Origin of the sequence: Pseudomonas sp. NFACC08-1 (assembly GCF_900106735.1) — a bacterium.
GTDB lineage: Bacteria > Pseudomonadota > Gammaproteobacteria > Pseudomonadales > Pseudomonadaceae > Aquipseudomonas > Aquipseudomonas fluorescens_Q.
Genome location: NZ_FNNL01000001.1, coordinates 185,720 through 206,005 on the forward strand (window position 1 = coordinate 185,720; position 20,286 = coordinate 206,005).

At 61.0% G+C, this 20,286-nt stretch carries 15 protein-coding genes and 1 pseudogene; 7 read left to right on the forward strand and 9 right to left on the reverse strand.

Annotation, left to right across the window (positions count from 1 at the left end):
* Positions 1 to 18: 18 nt before the first annotated feature.
* Genes BLU76_RS00885 through BLU76_RS00920 form a run of 8 tightly spaced genes read right to left on the reverse strand, consistent with a single transcriptional unit; the run spans position 19 to position 9,022 of the window.
* On the reverse strand, positions 19 to 1,149 hold the full coding sequence (locus tag BLU76_RS00885) for a glycosyltransferase family 4 protein (protein ID WP_092221130.1): 1,131 nt from the start codon (positions 1,147 to 1,149) through the stop codon (positions 19 to 21).
* A complete protein-coding gene (locus BLU76_RS00890) occupies positions 1,150 to 2,280 on the reverse strand; it encodes a glycosyltransferase family 4 protein (protein WP_092221133.1) in 1,131 nt (376 codons plus the stop codon). It abuts the gene before it with no gap.
* Positions 2,271 to 3,638 (reverse strand): glycosyltransferase family 4 protein, encoded by a 1,368-nt coding sequence (locus tag BLU76_RS00895; protein WP_063323683.1) that lies wholly within the window; start codon positions 3,636 to 3,638, stop codon positions 2,271 to 2,273. Before BLU76_RS00895 ends, BLU76_RS00890 begins: the two co-directional genes overlap by 10 nt.
* Positions 3,635 to 4,900 carry an ABC transporter ATP-binding protein gene (locus tag BLU76_RS00900; RefSeq protein WP_092221136.1) on the reverse strand — a complete coding sequence of 422 codons (1,266 nt, stop codon included), beginning with the start codon at positions 4,898 to 4,900 and terminating at the stop codon, positions 3,635 to 3,637. The genes BLU76_RS00895 and BLU76_RS00900 overlap by 4 nt, the downstream gene beginning before the upstream one ends.
* Positions 4,900 to 5,697 (reverse strand): ABC transporter permease, encoded by a 798-nt coding sequence (locus tag BLU76_RS00905; protein WP_063323685.1) that lies wholly within the window; start codon positions 5,695 to 5,697, stop codon positions 4,900 to 4,902. The genes BLU76_RS00900 and BLU76_RS00905 overlap by 1 nt, the downstream gene beginning before the upstream one ends.
* A complete protein-coding gene (locus BLU76_RS00910) occupies positions 5,688 to 7,139 on the reverse strand; it encodes a mannose-1-phosphate guanylyltransferase/mannose-6-phosphate isomerase (RefSeq protein WP_092221139.1) in 1,452 nt (483 codons plus the stop codon). Before BLU76_RS00910 ends, BLU76_RS00905 begins: the two co-directional genes overlap by 10 nt.
* 3 nt (positions 7,140 to 7,142) lie before the next feature.
* On the reverse strand, positions 7,143 to 8,111 hold the full coding sequence (gene gmd / locus BLU76_RS00915; RefSeq protein ID WP_092221143.1) for a GDP-mannose 4,6-dehydratase: 969 nt from the start codon (positions 8,109 to 8,111) through the stop codon (positions 7,143 to 7,145).
* Entirely contained in the window at positions 8,108 to 9,022 is a 915-nt protein-coding gene (locus tag BLU76_RS00920) for a GDP-mannose 4,6-dehydratase (protein ID WP_092221145.1), read from the reverse strand. The genes gmd and BLU76_RS00920 overlap by 4 nt, the downstream gene beginning before the upstream one ends.
* Before the next feature lie 425 nt (positions 9,023 to 9,447).
* Here BLU76_RS00920 and BLU76_RS00925 point away from each other — a divergent pair, with 425 nt between their 5' ends.
* The 7 genes and pseudogenes from BLU76_RS00925 (at position 9,448) to BLU76_RS00955 (ending at position 18,676) form a co-directional block, all read left to right on the forward strand.
* Positions 9,448 to 11,088, forward strand: coding sequence for a glycosyltransferase (locus BLU76_RS00925; protein WP_092221148.1), 1,641 nt, complete (start codon positions 9,448 to 9,450; stop codon positions 11,086 to 11,088).
* Positions 11,082 to 12,371: pseudogene (locus tag BLU76_RS00930) on the forward strand (glycosyltransferase); the annotation flags it as partial. The gene BLU76_RS00925 and the pseudogene BLU76_RS00930, both read left to right, overlap by 7 nt.
* 24 nt (positions 12,372 to 12,395) lie before the next feature.
* Positions 12,396 to 13,223, forward strand: coding sequence for a class I SAM-dependent methyltransferase (locus BLU76_RS31660; RefSeq protein WP_371914663.1), 828 nt, complete (start codon positions 12,396 to 12,398; stop codon positions 13,221 to 13,223).
* A complete protein-coding gene (locus BLU76_RS00935) occupies positions 13,220 to 14,374 on the forward strand; it encodes an acyltransferase family protein (protein ID WP_092221150.1) in 1,155 nt (384 codons plus the stop codon). Before BLU76_RS31660 ends, BLU76_RS00935 begins: the two co-directional genes overlap by 4 nt.
* The gene (locus tag BLU76_RS00940; protein ID WP_092221153.1) at positions 14,368 to 15,192 is read left to right on the forward strand and encodes a class I SAM-dependent methyltransferase; all 825 of its coding nucleotides are present in this window, start codon (positions 14,368 to 14,370) and stop codon (positions 15,190 to 15,192) included. The genes BLU76_RS00935 and BLU76_RS00940 overlap by 7 nt, the downstream gene beginning before the upstream one ends.
* Positions 15,193 to 15,345: 153 nt before the next feature.
* Positions 15,346 to 16,539 carry a DUF3142 domain-containing protein gene (locus tag BLU76_RS00950; RefSeq protein WP_092221161.1) on the forward strand — a complete coding sequence of 398 codons (1,194 nt, stop codon included), beginning with the start codon at positions 15,346 to 15,348 and terminating at the stop codon, positions 16,537 to 16,539.
* Positions 16,526 to 18,676, forward strand: a complete 2,151-nt coding sequence (locus tag BLU76_RS00955; protein WP_092221163.1) for a hypothetical protein — start codon at positions 16,526 to 16,528, stop codon at positions 18,674 to 18,676. The genes BLU76_RS00950 and BLU76_RS00955 overlap by 14 nt, the downstream gene beginning before the upstream one ends.
* 173 nt (positions 18,677 to 18,849) lie before the next feature.
* On the opposite strand, the gene lpdA is transcribed toward BLU76_RS00955, so the two are convergent.
* On the reverse strand, positions 18,850 to 20,250 hold the full coding sequence (gene lpdA, locus BLU76_RS00960) for a dihydrolipoyl dehydrogenase (RefSeq protein ID WP_092221166.1): 1,401 nt from the start codon (positions 20,248 to 20,250) through the stop codon (positions 18,850 to 18,852).
* Positions 20,251 to 20,286: the final 36 nt, after the last annotated feature.

Consider the following 20,286-nt stretch of genomic DNA (forward strand, 5'->3'; position numbering starts at 1 on the left):
AGGGAATCCATTGGAGGATCAGGCGTAGGAAAGCGCCTTTTCCTCCAGCAGTTCCTCGTATAGCCGCACCCACTTGCGGCCCATCTCTTCAGACGTGAACAACTGTCGGTAGCGGGCTTCGGCTCGGGCGCCCATGGCCTGGGCTTGTGCCGGGGTTTCCCACAGGGTGCGCATCGCCTCGCGAAAAGCTTCGGGATTGCTCGGTGGCACTACCAGGCCGGTTTCTTCGTGGACATTGATGTAGCTGGTGCCGGTGCCAATTTCGCTGGAGATCATCGGCTTGCCGAACATCGCGCCTTCGAGCAGCGAGATGCCAAAGGCTTCGGAGCGCAAGTGCGAAGGGAACACGATGGCATAACTCAATTCCAGCAGCGCTACCTTGTCCTCGTCCCCCAGGCGTCCGAGGAAATGCAGGTTGCGCAGGCCCAATGCCGCCGCCTGGGCATGCAGTTGTTTTTCCAGCGGGCCGGCGCCCACGATGACCACGGGGTAATCCACGCCTTTGAGGGCGTCGAGCAGAATGTGCAGGCCTTTGTAGTAACGCATCACCCCCACGAACAAAAAGAAACGCTCGCCCAGTTTTGCCTTCCACCCCGCCATGCGCTCGGCATCAGGCTGTGGATAACTGGTCTTGTTCAGGCCGTAGGTGATGATCCGGGTCTTGGCGGGATATTCCTTGAGCACGTCGCTGGTATGAACATAGTTCGGCGACGCCGCGACGATGCGCTGGGCGCCGTTCAGAAAGCGCCGCATCAAGGGGCGATAGAGCTTGAGCAGGTGCCGCTGGCGAACGATGTCCGAGTGGTAGGTCACGACGTAGGGTTTCTTCACGGCGGTGAAAAAATGCACCAGGTCCATGAACGGCCAAGGGAAGTGGTAGTTGATCACGTCCGCTTCGGCGGCCAGCTCACGGAATTTCTTGAACACGCTGTAGGAGAAGCCGGTGGACGCCAGTAGGAAGTCCAATCGCGCCTGATGAACGACATGCTGTCGGATCTTGATTGGCTCGGGCGCCGGCTGCCCGCTCAGGGCCAGCACGGTGTTATCGACACCCAACCGGTCAGTGCTGTCGCACAGCTGGAAAATGACCTGTTCGATGCCGCCCATGGAGTCGGGCAAATAGGTTTTGTAAAAGTGCAGGACTCGCATTCAACCTCCCAAGACCTGGCGATACGCTTGGGCGGTGACCTTCGCACAGCGTTCCCAGGAAAAAAGCGCCGCTTGTTGCAGCCCCGCTTCGCGACACGCTTGCCAGTGCTGGGGGTCTTCCATCAACCGGCCCATGGCATCGCGCATGCCTTGCGGATCGTCCGGCTCGCAGTAATTGCCGGCTGGCCCCGCCACCTCGGGCATCGCCGAGCAGCGGGTGGTAATCACCGGTGTGCCACTGGCCATGGCTTCAAGCACCGGCAGGCCAAAGCCTTCGTAGTAGGACGGGAAAATCAATGCCCGTGCCCCCGCCAATAGCTGGGCGACCTGTTCGTCAGGCAGGTAACCCGCCAGACAAACATGACCGCCAGCCAGGGCGTCTTTCAACTCATCATTGAGCTGTGCCTGTTGCCATCCGCTCATTCCTACGATGAACAAAGGAAAGGTCTGACGTACGGATTCAGGAAGCCCGGCGTGGGCACGCAGGGCCAGTGACAGGTTCTTGCGCGGTTCCAGGGTGCCGACACATAGAAAGTAACGGCCGTGCTCCAGGCCATGGGCCTTGAGTACGGTGTCGATGGCTGCGGGTTCGCGCGGATGGAAACGCGCCGACACGCCCAGCGGCGCGACCCGCAGGCGCTCGGCGGGGAGGCCGAAATGCTGTTGCGCTTCATCGGCGATGAACTGCGAAACAGTCATGATCAACTGCGTCTGTTCCACCGCCCGGGCCAGCCGTCGCTCGATTTCTTTCAGGCGCGCGGGTGGTTGCGTCTCGGGATAACGCACATGCGTCAGATCATGCAGGGTCATCACCGTCGGGCCGTCAAAGGCCAGCGGCCACAGGCTGGGGTCGTGATACAGGTCGATGGCCTGGGGACGGCCCTGGTCGAAGCGCTTCTGTTCCAGCCAGCGTCGCGCCTGATAGGCGCCCGGCACCCGCCGCAACAAGGGACTGAATCTCGAATAGCCAGGCGTGGGCGCTTGTGGCAGCTGCGAGTTCCAGCCCCAGCCGTGGAACAGCGATAACTGCACATCAGGCTCACGGGCCAGGGCGGTGGCCAGTTCCGACACGTATTGGCCGATGCCGGTGCGTGGCGCCTGGAGGATGCGTGCGTTGAGGGCTATCCGCATGCTGTTTCCCGGTCGACGATGACTTCGCTAACGTGGCTCTCGATCCGTTCTACCAGTTGCGCACTGGCTTGGCGCCAGCTCAGCCATTGCCAGTGATCCAGGTTGCGCCTGGCCGGGAATACCCCGGTATGTTCCATATCGGTGACCAGGTCCGCCAGGCTTTGGGGTTCGTCGAGATCGAAATAGGCCATGAAATCACCGCCGATTTCCCGAAACACTTCAATGTCGCTGCCCATTGCCGGCAAGCCGCGCTGCATGGCCTCCACCAGTGGCAGGCCGAAACCTTCCACATAGGACGGGAACACCAGCGCAGTGGCGTGTCGATAGGCGTGTTCCAGGCTTTGGTCCGAGAGGTTATTGAACATGAATAGGCGGCTATTGAATTGTGCATGACGCTCGATACGTTCGATCAGCGCCTCGCACTTCCAGCCGATCTTCCCGACGATGCACAGCCGCGCCTGGGAACCGGCAGCCCAGGCCCGCTCGAATGCATTGAGCAGATAGGCGTGGTTTTTGCGCGGCTCGATGGTGCTGACCATCAGGAACACCGGCTCGGGGCGCTTGAACAACCGCAGCAACTTCGGGTCGACGGCGTGGGCGGCGTTAATCTGGTCCAGTTCGCTGCCCAGGTGGAAATAGTCGAACCAGCGTTCTTGTACCTGCTGCTCGCCAATGCGCCGGACCATTTCCTGGCGCAGCTGGTCACGGATAGTGGCGGAGATGGCGATGTAGCCGTCGGCGGTGCGGGCAATCCAGTCGAACCAATGGTTGAACACCTTGACCAGCCCGGCATCGCAGAATTGTGGATGAGACAGGGGGATCAGGTCGTAGACCACCGAGATGATCCCGACACCATCGCGCTTGAGCTGTTCGGCCAGGGGGAAGATATCCGAGTGCCAGGATGAGTCGAGCAAGATCAGTTGATCGCCGGCCCGATGCTCCAGCGGTACGCAACGCTTAGGCAGCTCTTGGCCTTTGAGGGCGCGGTCGAACAAACGTATCGGTATGCTCAAGAAGCCGAAGGCGAACAGGCGGCAGCCAATGTACAGGAGGCGACGGGCCCACAATGATCGGCTGAAGGGCCACTGCCGTGCGAGCGTCCGATGCCAGAACCAGAACAGGTTGGCCATCTGTTCCCAGCGTATCCTCAGGCTGACCAGATCCAGTTTATCGATCGACAGCGGGGCCAGGCTCTTGGCCTCGTATAATTTGCCCTGCAGCATGACCACGGGAATGCATTCACGCTCGCCATCCTTGGCCGGCAGTTCGCGAATTACATTGCGCACGACGCGCTGAATGCCGGAATTGATTTCCGGGTGTTCGAATACGTAGGTGCATTCCACCAACAGGCGGCTCATGGCAACTCCTTTTGCGGTAACGCCTCGACGGCAGTCTGGCTCGAACGCTGGATGCAGGTCTCGGCCTGGAGCCAGGAACAGCCGACGAAATCTTCCTGGCGATTATTGATCACGTGAAACACCAACCCGTAGTCGCGCCATTCGAAATTGCCGTCCAGATGCGAATCCAGTCGCGACAGGCTCAGTGCTACGGAGTAATTGCCCTTGCCCAGACGCATGTCGAAGCTGAAGCGGTAGACAATCTGTTCACCCGCCTTGAGATCGGTCAGGGCCTTTTCCTGACGATGAGTATTGATGCCATACATTGGCTGACCGAGTCGGTCCTTGATCATGAAGCCCAGCACCAGCCGATCTATGTTCTGGCGCACTTCGACCCTGACCTGCAACACAACAGGCTGGCCGATCTCGGTTACTTCCACCGCCTGGCCCTTGATGTTCAAGAGCTGTACATCAAGGATGGCGGCCTCACCGGTGCCGGAAATGGTGCGCACCTGGCCGCTGGCGAGCATTTCCTGGCGCACTATCTGCCCCTCGCGCTCGGCCAGCATGGCATTGTAGTAATCCATCACTTCTTCCGGCTTGCCGCGCATGGCCATGCGCCCGTGTTCGAGCAGGATGGCGGTGTCGCAGATCGACTGGATCGCCGAGCGATCGTGGGACACGATCAGCAGCGTGGTGCCGGCCTTGCGGAAGCTGCGGATGCGCTCGAAGCTCTTGTGCTGGAAGTAGGCGTCGCCCACCGACAGCGCTTCGTCGACGATCAGGATGTCCGGACGCCGGGCGGTGGCGACGCTGAAGGCCAGGCGCATCTGCATGCCGCTGGAATAGGTGCGTACCGGCTGGTCGATGGCCTCGCCGATTTCGGCGAACCCTTCGATCTCGGGCATCAAGGCTTCGATTTCCTCCACTTGCATGCCCAGCAACTGACCGGCCATGAACGCGTTCTGGCGACCGGTGAAGTCCGGATGAAAGCCCATGCCCAGTTCCAGCAGCGCGGCGACACGACCTTGCAACTGGATGTGGCCGCAGGTGGGTTGCGTGGTACCGGTGATCATCTTGAGCAACGTGCTTTTGCCGGCACCGTTGACCCCGACGATGCCGACGGCTTCCCCGGGTTGGATCTCGAAATCCACGCCTTGCAGGATCCAGTGCAATTGATGACGCTGGCGGGAAAAGGGGATCAACCATTCGAACAGCCGGCTCCAGCGGTTCGGGTACTGTTTGTAGGCCTTGCCCAGGCCACTGACGCGCAAATGTCCCATCAGAGTTCGTCCACCATTTCACCGCCGCGCCGACGAAACATGCGCAAGCCCAAGGTGCATAACAGCAGGCCGACCACCAGCAACGGCACCAGCGAGCTCCAGACCGGCCATTGGTTGTAGAGAAACAGGTTCTGGTAGCTCTGCATCAGGGCGGTCATGGGATTGAAGGCGAGCAGTTGCTGGATCGGCGGCGGCAGGATCGTCATGGGGTAAACGATCGGCGTGAGCCAGAACCAGAATTGCAGGCAAATGCCGAACAACTGCCCGACATCACGGAAAAACACATTGAGGATCCCCAACAGCATGCCCAGCCCGGCGGCGAACATCACTTGCAGGGCCAGCAGTGGCACCAGTGCCAGCAAGGTAATGCCCGGCCAGCGCCCGGTGATCAACAGGAAACCGAGGAACAGCCCGAGGATGATCGCGAAGTTGATCCCGGCGTTGAACAGCACGATCACTGGCAGGCAGATCCGGGGGAAGCTGATCTTCTTCAGCAGGTTGGCGTTTTCCAGGAACATGCCCTGGCTGCGGGTGGTGATTTCCGCGAACAACCCCCAGGTCAGCAGCCCGGCGCAGAGGTAGACGCTGTAGGCCATGCCGTCTTCCACCCCGGGCAGGCGGGCACGCATGATGTGGGAAAAAATCACCGTGTAGACGAGAATCATCGACAGCGGGTTGAGCACTGTCCACAACGCGCCGAACAGCGAGTTGCGATAGCGCGATTGGAATTCACGCTTGACGCTGCCAAGGATAAAACCGCGGTAACTCCATAATGAGTAGTGCAAGCTCAGCAACATGAGTCAGCCCTGCCATAGTGATCTTCAAAGCGAACAATGTCGTCTTCCCCCAGGTATTCGCCGCTTTGCACTTCGATAATCACCAGATCGATCACGCCGGGATTCTCCAAGCGATGCTTGTGGCCGGCCGGGATAAAAGTCGATTCGTTCTTGGCGACCAGATGCGAACCCGAGCCGTTGTTGGTGACCTTGGCCATGCCTTCGACCACCACCCAGTGTTCGTTGCGATGATGGTGCATTTGCAGCGACAGCGATGCGCCAGGCTTGACCACGATGCGCTTGATCTTGAAGCGTGGACCCTCTTCGAGCACGGTATAGCTGCCCCATGGCCGGCTGACCGTACGGTGCAGGCGATAGGCTTCGTGATCCTTGTCCTTGAGTTGCCGGGCGACGCGACGAACATCCTGGGCGCGGTCGGCATGGGCCACCAGTACGGCATCGGCGGTGTCGATGATGATCAGGTTCTCCACGCCCAGGGTGGCCACCAGGCGGCCGTCGCTCTGGACAAAGTTGTTCTGGCTGTCGATAAACAGGGCCTCGCCGGTGGCGCGGTTGTTTTGCGCATCGGCGGGCACCAGGCCGGCGACGGCGCTCCAGGAGCCGATATCGCTCCAGTCGAATGCCGCGGGAATCACCACGACATTGGCGGAGCGTTCCATCAAGGCATAGTCGATGGAGATGTCTGGCATTTCGGCAAAATGTGTCGCGGACAATTCCTGCTGCACACACCCTGAGGTTTCCACCGCCGTACTGGCCGTGACACAGGCGCGTGCCTGTTCCAGCAGCTCGGGGGCGTGGGCTTGCAGCTCCGCCAGCAGGGTCTTGACCGAAAAGCAGAACATCCCCGAATTCCACAGGAAGCGGCCGCTTTCCAGATATTGCGTGGCGGTCTGCAGGTCGGGTTTTTCGACGAAGCGCACAACCTTGGCCGCGCCCTTGGTGTCCAGGGGCTTGCCCCGTTCGATATAGCCGAAGCCGGTTTCCGGCGTCGAGGGCAGTACGCCAAAGGTCACCAGGTGGCCGTGTTTGGCCAGTTCCACGGCGTGCGCCACGGCGGTCTGGAAGGCGGCCTCGTCCTGGATCAGGTGGTCGGCAGGCATGACTACCAGGATCGGATCGTCACCGTGCAGGGCCTGCACCGCGAGCGCGGCGGTAGCAATGGCCGGCGCGGTGTTGCGACCTGTCGGTTCGAGCACGAAGTGACCGCGATGACGCTCCAGGTGGGCGCTTTGATAGTGGTCGCGGCTCTGGAAGTAGTACTCGCGATTGGTGACGGTGACGATGTCGCCCCGGCCGTCGAACAATCCCGCGGCACGCCGATAGGTCTTGCCCAGCAGCGACTGGCCATCGGGTAAGAGCATGAAGGGTTTGGGGTGGCCTTCGCGGGACACCGGCCACAACCTCGTCCCGGCCCCGCCGGAGAGAATCACTGGAATGAGCATGGCCTACTCCTTGGCGACGCGTTTCATGTCCGCATCCATCATCATGCGGATCAGGGTGTCGAGGTCGGTCCTGGGCTTCCAGCCCAGGACGCGTTGTGCCTTGGCTGGGTTGCCGAGTAGCGCTTCGACTTCGGCCGGGCGGAAATACGCCGGGTCGATCTTGACGAAGTCACGGTAGTCCAGGCCCACGTGTTCGAAGGCAATCCTGCACATCTCGCGCACAGTGGTGGTGACGCCGGTAGCCACTACGTAATCGTCGGGGGTGTCCTGTTGCAACATCAGCCACATGGCCTCGACGTAATCGCCGGCAAAGCCCCAATCGCGCTTTGCGTCGATATTGCCCAGGCGCAATTCCTGCTGCTTGCCCTGCTTGATGCGTGCAGCGGCGTCGGTGACCTTGCGGGTGACGAACTCGATGCCACGCAGCGGTGATTCGTGGTTGAACAGGATGCCGCTGCTGGCATGCAGGCCGAAGCTTTCCCGGTAGTTGACGGTGATCCAGTGGCCGTACAGTTTCGCCACGCCATAGGGGCTGCGTGGGTAAAACGGGGTGTGCTCGTCCTGCTGTTCGGCCTGGATCAGGCCGAACATTTCGCTGGTGGACGCCTGGTAGAAGCGCGTATGCACGCTGAACTGGCGAATGGCTTCGAGCAGGTGGGTGACCCCCAGCCCGTCGACGATGCCGGTGGTCACCGGCTGGTCCCAGGAGGCCGCGACGAAACTTTGCGCGGCCAGGTTGTACACCTCGTCCGGCGCCGACTTGATCACGGCCCGTTGCACGGAGCAGGCATCGGCCATGTCACCGTCCAGGTAAACGATGTCCTGTTCGATACCCATTTCTCGCAGTCGCCAGCGCGAGTCGCTGCTGCGTCGCGCCACCAGGCCGTGAACCTTGTAACCCTTGTCGAGCAGCAACTTGGCCAGATACGCGCCGTCTTGACCGGTGATCCCTGTGATCAATGCACTTTTCATTCTTGTTGTACCCGTATCTCCCAGTCGGACAGGATCGCCCGCAAGGATTGTTGTGTTGTTGTTTCAGGCGTCCATCCGGTGGCCTGTCGTAGCTTGGCTGGGCTACCACAGACGCGACGCTGTTCTGCGCGGCGAAGACGCGCAGGGTCCTGGATCAGTTGCACGTCGACCTGGGCGATATCGCCCAGTTGTTCGATCAGGCTGCGAATGCTCTGCTCGCGGCCCGAGCAGATGTTGTAGACCTGTCCCGGGGCGCCTTTGTCCAGCAGGGCCAGGTAGGCCGAAATCACATCGCCGACATCGAGGAAATCGCGGGTCACGTCGATATCGCCCACTTGCAGCTGAGCCGGTTGCAGGCCCAGCTTGATCCGGCTGATTTGCCGGGCGGCGCTGGCAATGACGAAGCTGTCCTTCTGCCCGGGACCGATGTGATTGAACGGGCGGGCCACCAGCACCGGCCAACCTTCGCTCATGCCCCATTGCAGGCTCAGCAGTTCGGCCGACAGCTTGCTCACGGCATACGGGTTGCGCGGGGAGGGTAGTTGCAGTTCGGTAATCGGCAGGTGGTCTTCGCTGATCTGGCCATAGACATCACCGGAGCTGACATACAGGAATGTGCCGGTGAAACCCCGGGCCTTGAGGGCCTGGAGCAGGTTCAAGGTGCCCAGCAGGTTGATGTGCAGGGTGCGTGCCGGATCGCGGAAGGCTTCGGGGACAAAGGTCTGTCCCGCCAGGTGGATCACGGCGTCGGGAATCTCGGGCCAGAGGCCTTCCAGGGTCTTGGCATCCGTCAGGTCGTAGCGGGCAGCGACAGGCATCACCTGCCACGCCGAATCATGACCGTTCAGTCGAGATTTGAGGTGACGTCCAACGAAACCGCTGAGGCCCGTAACGAACAGACGTTTTTTCAAGCACCAGCCCCCTTCGACGGCTGCTTCGTCTAGCGCGAACTGAGTGGGAAATTTCCGTAAGATCGGGGAAAAATCACTCAACGATCGATCTGGAGAAGCGTTTGTTGTAGTTGTTTGGTTGCCAATCTGTGCCAATTTCGAAGTAATTTCAACAGCGCAAACCGTGACCGGTCAGTTCTCATATTTATAGCGGGTTTATTCTCGCCGAGCGGTTCACGAACCCTTGGTGGATGTGTTTAGAATGCCCTCGTCACGACGCCCACCGAACCTGATTTTCAGGCCGAACCGCAGGCCAATGACTGACTAAAAACAAGAACGAGACGGGTAACAAGACGATGGGTGGGCGTGGCCCCGGGCCGGTTCGATCCATGACTTGACCGTCCTGAATTGGGATCGCCGGGATGGCGATTCCATGATGGGGTACCATGAACTTCATTCTTTACTCGGATGTTAACGATCTCTCCGTCGGCCAGGCCCTCGACTGTGTTGAGAACAGCCCTTACCTTTTGCTCACGGCCTATCGTCCCATGCTGGAAAGCCTGGGACGGGTGCACGTGGTGTCCTCAGTGGCCGAGGTCGATCCGCTTTACCAGAGATTTCAAGAGGCGGGCCAGGATTGCCTGTTTCTCTCATTTTCACCCCCTCACAACACGCCCACGGATCTGCTATGCCCGATGGTCTGCGTGCTCGCCTGGGCGTTCGACTCGATCCCGACCGAGCATTTTGGCGATGACCCTGGGCGGGACTGGCGTCGTACTTTGAACCGCCATGGCCGGGTGATTGCGCTGTCAGGCCACGCAGCCGAGGCTATTCGCCGTGCGTTGGGCGAGGATTTCCCCGTGTTGGTCCTGCCCGCTCCGTTGTGGGAGCGTTTCGCGGTGGTTCGTGAGCAATATCCAAGCAGGCCGGTCAATCCGGGCATGGCCCTGCATATCAAGGGCTGCATCATCGACAGTCGCTTTCTTGGGTTGTCGGCCGATGGTTTGATTGCACCTCTCATTGAAGAGAGGCCGGAGCAGGTGTTCACGGCTCCCGAGGTGGTCATCGAGCCTGTCATCGAGCCGCCGGTCCCGACCTGGCGACGTCGTGGGTTCATTAGTCGGCATTACCTGAGGGAAATTTTCAGAGCCTTCAACAGTGATGGTGAGCAGGGGACGTTGTGGCTGATCAAGCACAACCTGCTGTGCTGGTATCGCGAAGCGGTCCGGGACCTGATGCCTGTTTTTGCGCGCGTGTTGCTCAGTAGAGTCCTTCGAGGAACCCCTGCGCCGCCGGTTACCGTGGTGGTCGAGCCATTGCCAGAACCTGTCCGGGAACCTGTCCCGCCGGAGCATCCCCAGGCCGTTTTGCCGGATACCAGCCAGACGGCAGAGACTGAAGTCAGCGGTGTCGTCTATGTCAGCGTACTCGACCCGCTGGATGGGCAAAAAAACTGGCTTCACCTGATAACGGCTTTCTGCTGGGCCCTGCGTGATGTCGAGGATGCCACGTTGTTGCTGAAAATCACGCAGAAGGACTTGTCGGCCTACTACGTCGAGTTGCTGACTCTGCTATCCCAGCTATCGCCATTCAATTGTCGGGTGGTGGTGTTGCACGGCGACCTGGCGGATGAGCAGCTTATCCGTTTGTATGGTGCGGCGACTTATTACGTCAATGCGTCCCGCTGTGAAGGGGTGTGTCTGCCGCTGATGGAATACATGTCTTGCGCACGTCCGGCGATTGCGCCGGATCATACTGCGATGCGTGATTACATCGACGCCGAGGTGGCTTTTGTCGTCAAGTCCAGCCGTGAGCCTACGCCCTGGCCGCAAGACACGCGTCTGCTGTATCGCACCCTGAGCTATCGGCCTGACTGGGGCTCATTGAAGCAGGCCTATCAACAAAGCTATGCCATGGCCCGGCATCAGCCGAATGCCTACCAGGCCATGGCGTCGGCGGCGAGCGAGCGCATGCGTCGCCATTGCGATTTCGCTCCGGCTGAGCAACGGCTGGCGGCTTTTCTCGCGGGACCAAGTCGCGATGAAACGCCGGCGTTCATAGTCCAGCCAGGGTCCGTATCATGCTGATCATTATTTATTCAGAAACCAACCAGACCAATATCCTGGAAAATCTCGGCAAACCCGAATACAGCTACTACTTCGTACTCAAGGAATTCCGTCCGGTGTTGGAGCGTTTGGGGCGGGTCATTGAAGTGTCCCGGCCGGATGAAGAAGTCGATCAGCTGTATGCCGATTGCCTCACTCGTGGTGAGGACTGCGTATTTTTTTCGTTTTCCCCACCCCATCGCACCGCGATCCACTACGCCTGCCCTACGGTTCCCGTGTTTGCCTGGGAGTTCAGCACCATTCCCACTGAAAGCTGGCAAGGTGAACCTCGTCACGACTGGCGCATGGTACTCGGCGCGACCGGCATGGCGATTACCCATTCCAGTTTTACCGTCAATGCCGTGCGTGACGTGATGGGGGCGGATTTTCCGATTGCCGCTATCGCTGCACCGGTGTGGGACCGCTTTGCCGCTCGCGGTACGGTGTTGGCGCAAAGGCCGACAGTGGATCAAATGCACCTGCAGTTGCGGGGTCTGTTGATCGACAGTCGCACCGCCGACCTGCGGCCCTATGGTCCGCCGGAGCATCTGCCCGGTGCCCCCGTGGTTTTTGAAACTGCGGCCCAGGACTGCGAGTTGGTACTTGACGGTGTGATCTATACGTCGGTGTTCAATCCTTATGATGGGCGCAAGAACTGGCAGGATATGATCAGCGCGTTCTGTGCCACATTCCGTGATATTGCCGACGCGACCCTGGTGCTCAAGCTGACCCATCATGATATTGCCGGCGCGCTCACCGACATGCTGCACCATCTTTACCGGAGCCAGCCGTACCGCTGTCGCATCGTATTGATTCATGGCTACCTGGCGGACGCGGATTACGAGCGACTGGTGGGCGCTACGCGGTATGTGGTCAACAGCTCCTACGGCGAAGGGCAGTGCTTGCCGCTGATGGAGTTCATGTCCTGCGGGCGACCGGCCATTGCACCTCTGAACACGGCGATGGCCGATTATATCGACCACGATAATGCCTTTGTGGTGGACTCCTGTGAGGAGTCGACGGCCTGGCCACACGATCCACGTTCGGCATACCGTACCTTGCGTTATGTCACGGATTGGGACTCATTGTGCTCTGCCTATCGTGCTAGCTATGACGTAGCCAAAAACGACCCCGAACGTTATCGCCGGATGTCGGCCCATGCTGTGCGCAAGCTTGAGATGTACTGCAGCCAGGCCAATGCCGAACGGCAGATGCGCACGTTCTTGGCGGACATGTACGAGCGACGTCGGAACGCGGATCAACCCCGGCCCGGACCTTCGACTGAACCTGTGTTGCCGTCCGAAGGAGGCGTTTCGCCCCGTAACGTTGGATTCAGCGATGCAATTCTTGATGGCTGGTTTGCTAATGAAACCGGTGAACTGCTTAAAGGCTTTGCCATAAAAGCCGGCGACACATTCTTGGATGTCGGCTGCGGTGAGGGCTGGGCGACGTCCTTCGCACTGCGCCAGGGGGCATCTCTGATCTTTACCGACAGTGAGCATGACAAGGTGCGGGACCTGGCGCGTCAGGTCGCGACCCAGACGAGCGCGCCCTTCCTGGGGCTGGTGAGCAACAGCCTGCCGCTGCCTCTGGCCGATGGTTGTGCGAACAAAATTGCGTGTATGGAAGTGCTCGAGCATGTCGACCACCCGGAATTGTTCATGGCTGAACTTGTGCGCATGGGTCAACCCGGGGCGCAGTATCTGCTCAGCGTGCCCGCGTCGGTGGGCGAGCATTTGCAGAAAGGTATTGCGCCACCTGGCTACTTTCAAACACCCAACCATGTGCGGATTTTTAGTGCCGACCGGTTTGCCGCTTTAGTGGAGGACGCCGGACTGGTCATTGAGCATCGCCAGGCCAGCGGATTCTTCTGGGTCATGGGCATGATTTTCTTCTGGGCTAGCGAAAAGGCGGCGGGGCGGGACCTCAAGGGCGCCGTGCATGATCGTATCCGGGCGCCGTACCCGCCGCTAATGGAACGTTGGGCCAGCCTCTGGCAGGACTTGCTGACGCAACCCGACGGCCTGGCTATCAAACAGATACTCGACCAATTCATGCCCAAGAGCCAGGTCATCATTGCTCGCAAACCCAACCCTTCGTGTGGGAACGCATCATGAGCAGCAAGCGAATCATGGATATCGAATTGCTGCGCGCCATTGCGGTAATCGGCGTGCTGTTCCATCACATACAAAGCATGCCGCTACCGGGTGGGATGCCACGTCTGGCAGCCACGGCCGATATTTTTCAGCTGTGGTGGGGGGTGGATTTGTTTTTCGCTATTTCCGGATTCGTCATTGGTCGCAACCTGATTCCTCAGTTACGCCGCTGCGACACGCCTCGACAATTCTGGGCCACTACCCGTGAATTCTGGATTCGCCGGGCGTTTCGCCTGTTGCCCTCGGCCTGGCTCTGGTTGTTACTGGTGTTGTTCGCGGTGTTTTTCTTCAATCGCTCTGGCGCGTTTGGCAGTGTCGAGGCCAACCTGCAGGCGACGCTGGCCGGATTCCTGCAATTTGCCAACGTACGCTTTGGCGATGCCTTCATGCGTTATGAATACGGCGCGAGCTTCGTGTACTGGACGCTGTCGCTGGAAGAGCAGTTCTATTTGATTTTGCCTTTGCTGGTGTTCGTCTCGCGCCGTTACCTGGTCTGGGTGTTGCTGGCGGTGGTGCTGTTGCAGTTGTTCACCATGAGAGGCTTGTGGCTGATGGTTTTTCGTACCGACGCCCTGGCCCTTGGTGTGCTGCTCTCGGTCTGGAGCCTGCGGTCGGATTACGAGCGGTTCGAACCAAAATGGTTACGCCGGTCGGGCCTGGGTGCTCTGTTGATAATGGGGCTCGGTGGCGTAATGGCTGTGATCGCGACTGAGCATTTCAATTTGTCGTTCTATCGCATAGGGGTCATAGCGCTACTCAGTGCCGTGCTAGTCTGGGTGGCTTCCTACGACCGAGATTACCTGCTGCCGCCCAGTCCGGTGAAAACAGCGTTGACCTGGGTTGGCAGCCGATCCTATGGCATCTATTTAATTCATATTCCGGTGTTTTTCCTGCTACGTGAGCTGTGGTTCCGTTTCTCACCGCTGGGATCGCCTGACATGGCGAGCCACCCCTGGCTGGCGTTGACCTGCGGGTTGTCGTTGATTGGGCTGCTGAGCGAGCTCAACTATCGTCTGGTGGAAATGCCCTTGCGCGCTCGTGGTGCTCAACTGGTGCAACGCTTGTCCGCCAACCGAACCGTCCTTCCTGCCTCTGGAGCCCCGTCATGCTGAGCCTTTTGAAGAAACTCACCATGGGCACGCCCGCGCCCGCTGAGCCGGTCGCCGACAAGGTCGACCCCTACATGCTCGGGTTGCACGATGCGGTGCTCAGCGGCTGGTTCAACCAGCAAACTGACGAGCTGTTCACCGGTTTCCCGGTGAGCCCTGGAGACACGCTGCTGGACGTGGGATGCGGCGATGGCGGTAACGTGCATTTTTGTGCGATGCGCGGGGCGAAGATCATCATCGCCGACATCGACGCGGCCAAGGTCGAGGCCACTCGCCAACGCTTGAGCGACACCCCTGCGCGCGAAGTCGAGTGCCACGTGACCGACTGCAACCCGCTGCCGATTGCCGATGCCACGGCCACGCGGGTGGTGTCCACCGAAGTCATCGAGCATGTCGACGACCCGGCGCAGTTCCTTGCCGAACTGGTACGGGTCGGCCAGCCCGGGGCGCTGTACCTGTTGAGCGTGCCGCACCCCAGCTCCGAAGACCTGCAGAAAGACATTGCCGCGCCGGAGTACTTCCGCAAGCCCAACCACATTCGCATCATCAGCGAAGAGCAGTTCAAGGCGATGGTCAGCGAGGCCGGGCTTACGGTGTTGAGCCACAGCCAATACGGTTTCTACTGGTCGATGTGGATGCTGTTGTTCTGGGAAGCCAAGGTCGATCTCAGCAACGCCGACCACCCGTTGCTCAATCATTGGGCCGCCACCTGGCAAGCGGTGCTGAACTCACCGCGTGGGGCGCAGATCAAGCAGGCGCTGGACGCGGTGGTGGCCAAGAGTCAGGTGATTATTGCGCGTAAGCCGGGCGGGCTTTCATAGCGCCTGTGGCGAGGGAGCTTGCTCCCGCTTGGGTGCGCAGCGCCCACCAAAAAGGGGTCGCTGCGCAACCCAGCGGGAGCAAGCTCCCTCGCCACAGGTGTTCGCCGGGATCCGGGTGGCGTAATCTGCCTGGCTTTATGGGTGGAAGGCTGCATGACATTTCTTTTCCGGCTCTCCCTTGCCCTTGCCGTGTTGCTTTTGGGGGCCTGCGAACAACCTCCGGCCCCGGCCCTCGATCAACAGCTCTACATCTGGCAACGCCAATGGATCCCGGCCCACGCGCTGGCGCTGCGTCAAAGCCGGGGAGATTTTTCCACGCTGCGGGTGCTGGCGTTGCAGGCTTTTCCCGGGGCGGGCTGGAGCCGTGCGCGGATCGATTCGGCCTTGCTCAAGGCTGATGGCCGTCCGCTGATCGCTGTGATTCGTCTGGACGGTCAGCTCAAGGCTTTGGACCAGGACGAGGTGATCGCGCAGATCCAGCAGGTGCTGGGCGATTGGCAAGCCCAAGGCCTCACCCCGGCAGGGGTAGAAATCGACCACGATGCGGGCAACGCGCGGTTGCCGGCTTATGGAAAGTTCCTCGGCCAACTGCGGCATGTCCTGCCGGCCAACGTGCGGCTGAGTATTACCGCGCTACCGGCCTGGCTCGACAGCCCAGCATTGCCTGGGTTGTTGGAAACGGTGGACAGCAGCGTGCTGCAGGTCCACGCGGTGAGCGACCCGAGGCAGGGATTGTTCGATCCGAAACAGGCTCGGCACTGGGCGCAACGCTGGAGCGACATCACCATACGGCCGTTTTATCTGGCCCTGCCGGCATACGGCGTGGCGCTGCTGACCCAGGAGAGTGGCGCGCCGGTGGTGGAAAGCGAAGTGCCGATCGATCGCGGTGGCGAGCGGCGGGAGTTGCTGGCCGATCCGCAACAAGTGGCCGGGCTTGCGGCAGTTTTGCGTGCCGACCCGCCGAAACATCTCGCTGGATTGATCTGGTTTCGCCTGCCGCTGGCCGGCGACCGACGTGCGTGGAGCCTGACCACGCTCGGCGCCGTCGCCCGGGGAGATAACCTGGACAGTCGCTTGGCGTTGCAGTGGGGGGAGCAGGGTGGTTTGTACGATATCCGCCTGGTTAACCAGGGCAATCTCGACAGTCCCTGGCCCCAGCGCCTGACGCTGGCTGTCGGCGCGTGTGACGGCGTCGATGCCTTGGCCGGCTATACGTTGCAACAAACCCCCGGACTGCTTACCTTCACCCGCATTCAGGAAGGCCGCTTGGCGGCTGGCAGCCAACGGGCAATCGGTTGGGCGCGCTGTACGAAAATTGACCAAGGAGGTTTCAATGTTTACCCGTAAGTGGCCTCGTCACCTGCTGTGCCTGAGCCTTTGCCTGCCGCTGGGCCCGGCGCTGGCTTGCGGGCCGGATTTCCCGATGCGCCTGCTGGATAACCGCGCCCAGTCGCTGGCCGAATTACCCGAAGGCAGCTTTCGCTTCGAGGTCAGCCGTCTCGGCCAGGCGATTGCCGGGCTCAAGCCGGCCACCGAGGCGACACGCAACCCGGACTACAGCTATGACGACCCGCCTTTCTACGTTGAACAGCGCAACCAGGCCGAGCAGATCGGCCTGACCCCGCCGCAGCAAGCGGTGGTGGAGCGCCTGCGAGCCCTGACCGATGTTGACCAGGTGGCAGCCGAAGCGGCCAACCTGCCTGATGAGCTGCGCTTGTATGCGATTGGCGCGGCGGCTTTCAACATCGGTGAGCATCAGCGCGCTGTGGAGGCGTTCCAGCAATTGCTGGCGTTACCGGCTGACCAACGTCGGTTGCGCAGCACCTGGGCCGCATACTCCCTTGGCCGGGCGTTGTTCGCCGTGAGCACCGAGGCCGGCAGCGGCGACCCTGTGGTCTTGCAGGACCAGGCGCGAGCGGCGTTTCGCCTGGCCCGCGAGTTGAGCATTGCCGGCTTCAGCGATCCGCTGGAACTGGGCGTCGCCAGCCTTGGCGAAGAAGCCCGGGTGGCCTACACCGCTGACGATTGGGACAGTGCCATCGGCCTGTATGCGATCCAGAACCTGCAAGGGTCTCCGGTCGGCTACAGCTCGTTGCTGCAATTGGCCGGTGATTTGAGCGTCCAGCCGGATGAGCGCTTGAGCGAACTGCTCAAGACCCCGTTGGTGCAGCGGTTGGTCACCGCCTACCTGCTCAGCCGCGTCGGCTGGTGGGACGGTGAAGAACCCTCGGGCGAGAAAAGGCTGTTCGAACTGTTGCAAGCCAACGCCCGGGACAATCTGGGCGATGCCGACCGTTTGGCGGCGGTGAGTTACCAGCACGGCGATTACGCCAGTGCCCAGGCTTTTGCGCAAAAGGCTGCCGACACCGGCCTGGCCTGGTGGGTGCGTGCCAAGCTGGCCTTGCGCGACGGCGACAAAGTGGCCGCGGCGGCGGCTTATGCCAAGGCTGCCCAGGCTTTCCCGAACGATGAATCCTGGGGCAGCCGGCGGACACCGGATTGGAACTTCGAGTCGGTGCAGCCCAAGTGCCGGGTCGAAGGTGAAAGCGCGATCCTGGCCTTGCAGCGCGGCGATTACCTGCAAGCCTTCGATCAGCTCTATCGCGGCCAGAGCAACTATTGGTACGACGCTGCCGCAGTTGCCGAGCGTGTGCTGACGGTGGATGAGCTCAAGCAGTACGTCGACGCCCAAGTTCCGGCGCCACCGGCGTTGAGTCAGGAGGATCGGGACAACTACGTGCCGCTGCCGGTGGCTGCGAGCCTGCGCAATCTGCTGGGTCGTCGCTTGCTGAGGGAGGGGCGCTTTGATGAGGCACCGGCTTATTTCGATAACGCAGACTTGCAGAACAAGGCCCGCGCCTATGGGCAATTGCGCCAGGACGCGGAGTCCAAATGGTGGCCAACCCGACGGGCCGAGGCCTATTTCAATGCGTCCTGGATGGCGCGCAAATGGGGCATGGAGTTGCTTGGCTATGAGATGGCGCCGGATTACGCCAGCCTGGGAGGCAATTACAGCCTGGAACCGGTTGAGCTGAAGGTCGGGCCGCTGGTGGCCGAAGGCGAAGTGCAACGCCAGCAGGCCAGCGCCGCGCAGCCGGATGTGCGTTATCACTACCGGTTCGTCGCCACGGCGCTGGCGAGCCAGGCGGCGGATCATTTGCCGCATACCAGCCAGGCGTTTGCGGCGGTGCTGTGCAAAGCGGTGGGGTACAACTCCAGCCTTGAGGAACAAAGCGCGCTGTATCAACGCTATGTGAAGGAAGGTCCGTATGTGGATTGGGCCGGGGATTTCGGTCATCAATGCCAGGAACCGGACTTCAGCAAGGCGAACAAACGCTACGTGACCCAGGCCTTGGACCCGATGCGTTCGGCGCTGCGACCTTACAAGGCCTGGTTGGAAGTGGGCGGGGCGGTGCTGGTGGTGGCCGTGGCGTTGGGATTGATCAGTCGGCGCCGGCGCAAGGCGCGGATGTCGGCTAGCTAACGGGCGAACACCGATTGTGGCGAGGGAGCTTGCTCCCGCTCGGCGGCGAAGCCGTCGTAGAATCGGCTGATGCGATTTGCCCGAAAATCGCGTCAGCCGATTTGGGGCGGCTGCGCCACCCAGCGGGAGCAAGCTCCCTCGCCACAGGTGTTCATTCCCGCTTTGCGTTGTTCCTACATCTGTGTCGCCATCCCCTCCACATTCATGGCCGCCTGGCGCAAAGCCTCCGAGCGGGTAGGGTGTGGGTGGCAGGTCAGGGCGATGTCCTCGGCTGAGGCGCTGAACTCCATGGCCACGCAGTATTCACCGATCATCTCACTGACGCTCGGGCCTACCAGGTGCACGCCAAGGATCTCATCGGTGCGTTCATCGGCCAGGACCTTGGCGAACCCTTCGGTCTCATGGTTGATCTTGGCTCGGCTGTTGGCGGTGAAGGGGAACTTGCCGACCTTGTAGGCACGGCCTTCGGCCTTGAGTTGTTCCTCGGTCTTGCCGACGCTGGCCAGTTCCGGACGGGTGTAGATGACGCTGGGAATCAGCGCATAGTTGACCTCGGCGGCCTTGCCGGCGATCTGTTCGATGCAGGCCATGGCTTCGTCTTCGGCCTTGTGGGCCAGCATCGGTCCGGACGTCACATCACCGATGACCCAGACGCCGGGCGCTTCGGTCCGGTGATGCTGGTTGGCGAGCATGCCGCGCTGGTCAGGGCTCAGCCCGACGTTCTCCAGCCCCAGTCCTTGCGTGTAAGGCCGACGACCGATGGCGACCAGCACGTAATCGGCATCCAGGGGCTGTGCTTCGCCGCCCGCTGCCGGTTCGATCTGCAATTGCACGCCGCTGGCCGAGGTCGTGGCGCCGGTGACCTTCGAACTCAACTTGAACTGGATACCTTGTTTAGCCAAGGCCCGCTGCAAGGTCTTGCCGGCCTCGCCGTCCACGCCCGGGCAGATGCGATCGAGGTATTCCACCACGGTCACCTGGGCACCCAGGCGCCGCCAGACCGAGCCCAGCTCGAGGCCAATGACGCCAGCGCCGATCACCACCAGATGCCGGGGCACCTCACCCAGGGACAAGGCGCCGGTGGAGTCGAGGATGCGCTGGTTGTCGATTGGCACGCCTGGCAGCGGCATAGGTTCCGAGCCCGTGGCGATGACGATGTCCTTGGCGCTGAGTTCGGTCTTGGCGCCATCGTCGCCGGTAACGATCACCTTGCCGGGCCCGTCGATGTGGCCCCAGCCTTTGATCCAGTCGACCTTGTTCTTGCGAAACAGAAACTCGATGCCCTTGGTCAGGCCGGCCACGCTTTCGTCCTTCTGCTTCATCATCTGCGCAAGGTTGAGGGTGGGGCTGACTTCAATGCCCAGGTTGGCGAATTCCGCTCCCGTGGCGGCTTCGTACAGTTCCGAGGCATGCAGCAAGGCCTTGGAGGGCATGCAGCCGACATTCAGGCACGTGCCGCCCAGGGTGGCTCGGCCTTCGACACAGGCGGCTTTCAACCCCAACTGCCCGGCCCGAATCGCCGCGTTATACCCGCCCGGTCCGCCGCCCAGAATGATCACGTCGTAGTTGCTCATCGCTGCTCTCCTGCTTGGCCTGATAGAAAATTATGT

What these genes read in the sequence shown, in the direction of transcription:
- BLU76_RS00885 (WP_092221130.1), bottom strand. Translation starts at nt 1,149, where the DNA reads ATGCGAGTCCTGCACTTTTACAAAACCTATTTGCCCGACTCCATGGGC.
- BLU76_RS00890 (WP_092221133.1), bottom strand. Translation starts at nt 2,280, where the DNA reads ATGCGGATAGCCCTCAACGCACGCATCCTCCAGGCGCCACGCACCGGC.
- BLU76_RS00895 (WP_063323683.1), bottom strand. Translation starts at nt 3,638, where the DNA reads ATGAGCCGCCTGTTGGTGGAATGCACCTACGTATTCGAACACCCGGAA.
- BLU76_RS00900 (WP_092221136.1), bottom strand. Translation starts at nt 4,900, where the DNA reads ATGGGACATTTGCGCGTCAGTGGCCTGGGCAAGGCCTACAAACAGTAC.
- BLU76_RS00905 (WP_063323685.1), bottom strand. Translation starts at nt 5,697, where the DNA reads ATGTTGCTGAGCTTGCACTACTCATTATGGAGTTACCGCGGTTTTATC.
- BLU76_RS00910 (WP_092221139.1), bottom strand. Translation starts at nt 7,139, where the DNA reads ATGCTCATTCCAGTGATTCTCTCCGGCGGGGCCGGGACGAGGTTGTGG.
- gmd (WP_092221143.1), bottom strand. Translation starts at nt 8,111, where the DNA reads ATGAAAAGTGCATTGATCACAGGGATCACCGGTCAAGACGGCGCGTAT.
- BLU76_RS00925 (WP_092221148.1), top strand. Translation starts at nt 9,448, where the DNA reads ATGAACTTCATTCTTTACTCGGATGTTAACGATCTCTCCGTCGGCCAG.
- BLU76_RS00935 (WP_092221150.1), top strand. Translation starts at nt 13,220, where the DNA reads ATGAGCAGCAAGCGAATCATGGATATCGAATTGCTGCGCGCCATTGCG.
- BLU76_RS00940 (WP_092221153.1), top strand. Translation starts at nt 14,368, where the DNA reads ATGCTGAGCCTTTTGAAGAAACTCACCATGGGCACGCCCGCGCCCGCT.
- BLU76_RS00950 (WP_092221161.1), top strand. Translation starts at nt 15,346, where the DNA reads ATGACATTTCTTTTCCGGCTCTCCCTTGCCCTTGCCGTGTTGCTTTTG.
- BLU76_RS00955 (WP_092221163.1), top strand. Translation starts at nt 16,526, where the DNA reads ATGTTTACCCGTAAGTGGCCTCGTCACCTGCTGTGCCTGAGCCTTTGC.
- lpdA (WP_092221166.1), bottom strand. Translation starts at nt 20,250, where the DNA reads ATGAGCAACTACGACGTGATCATTCTGGGCGGCGGACCGGGCGGGTAT.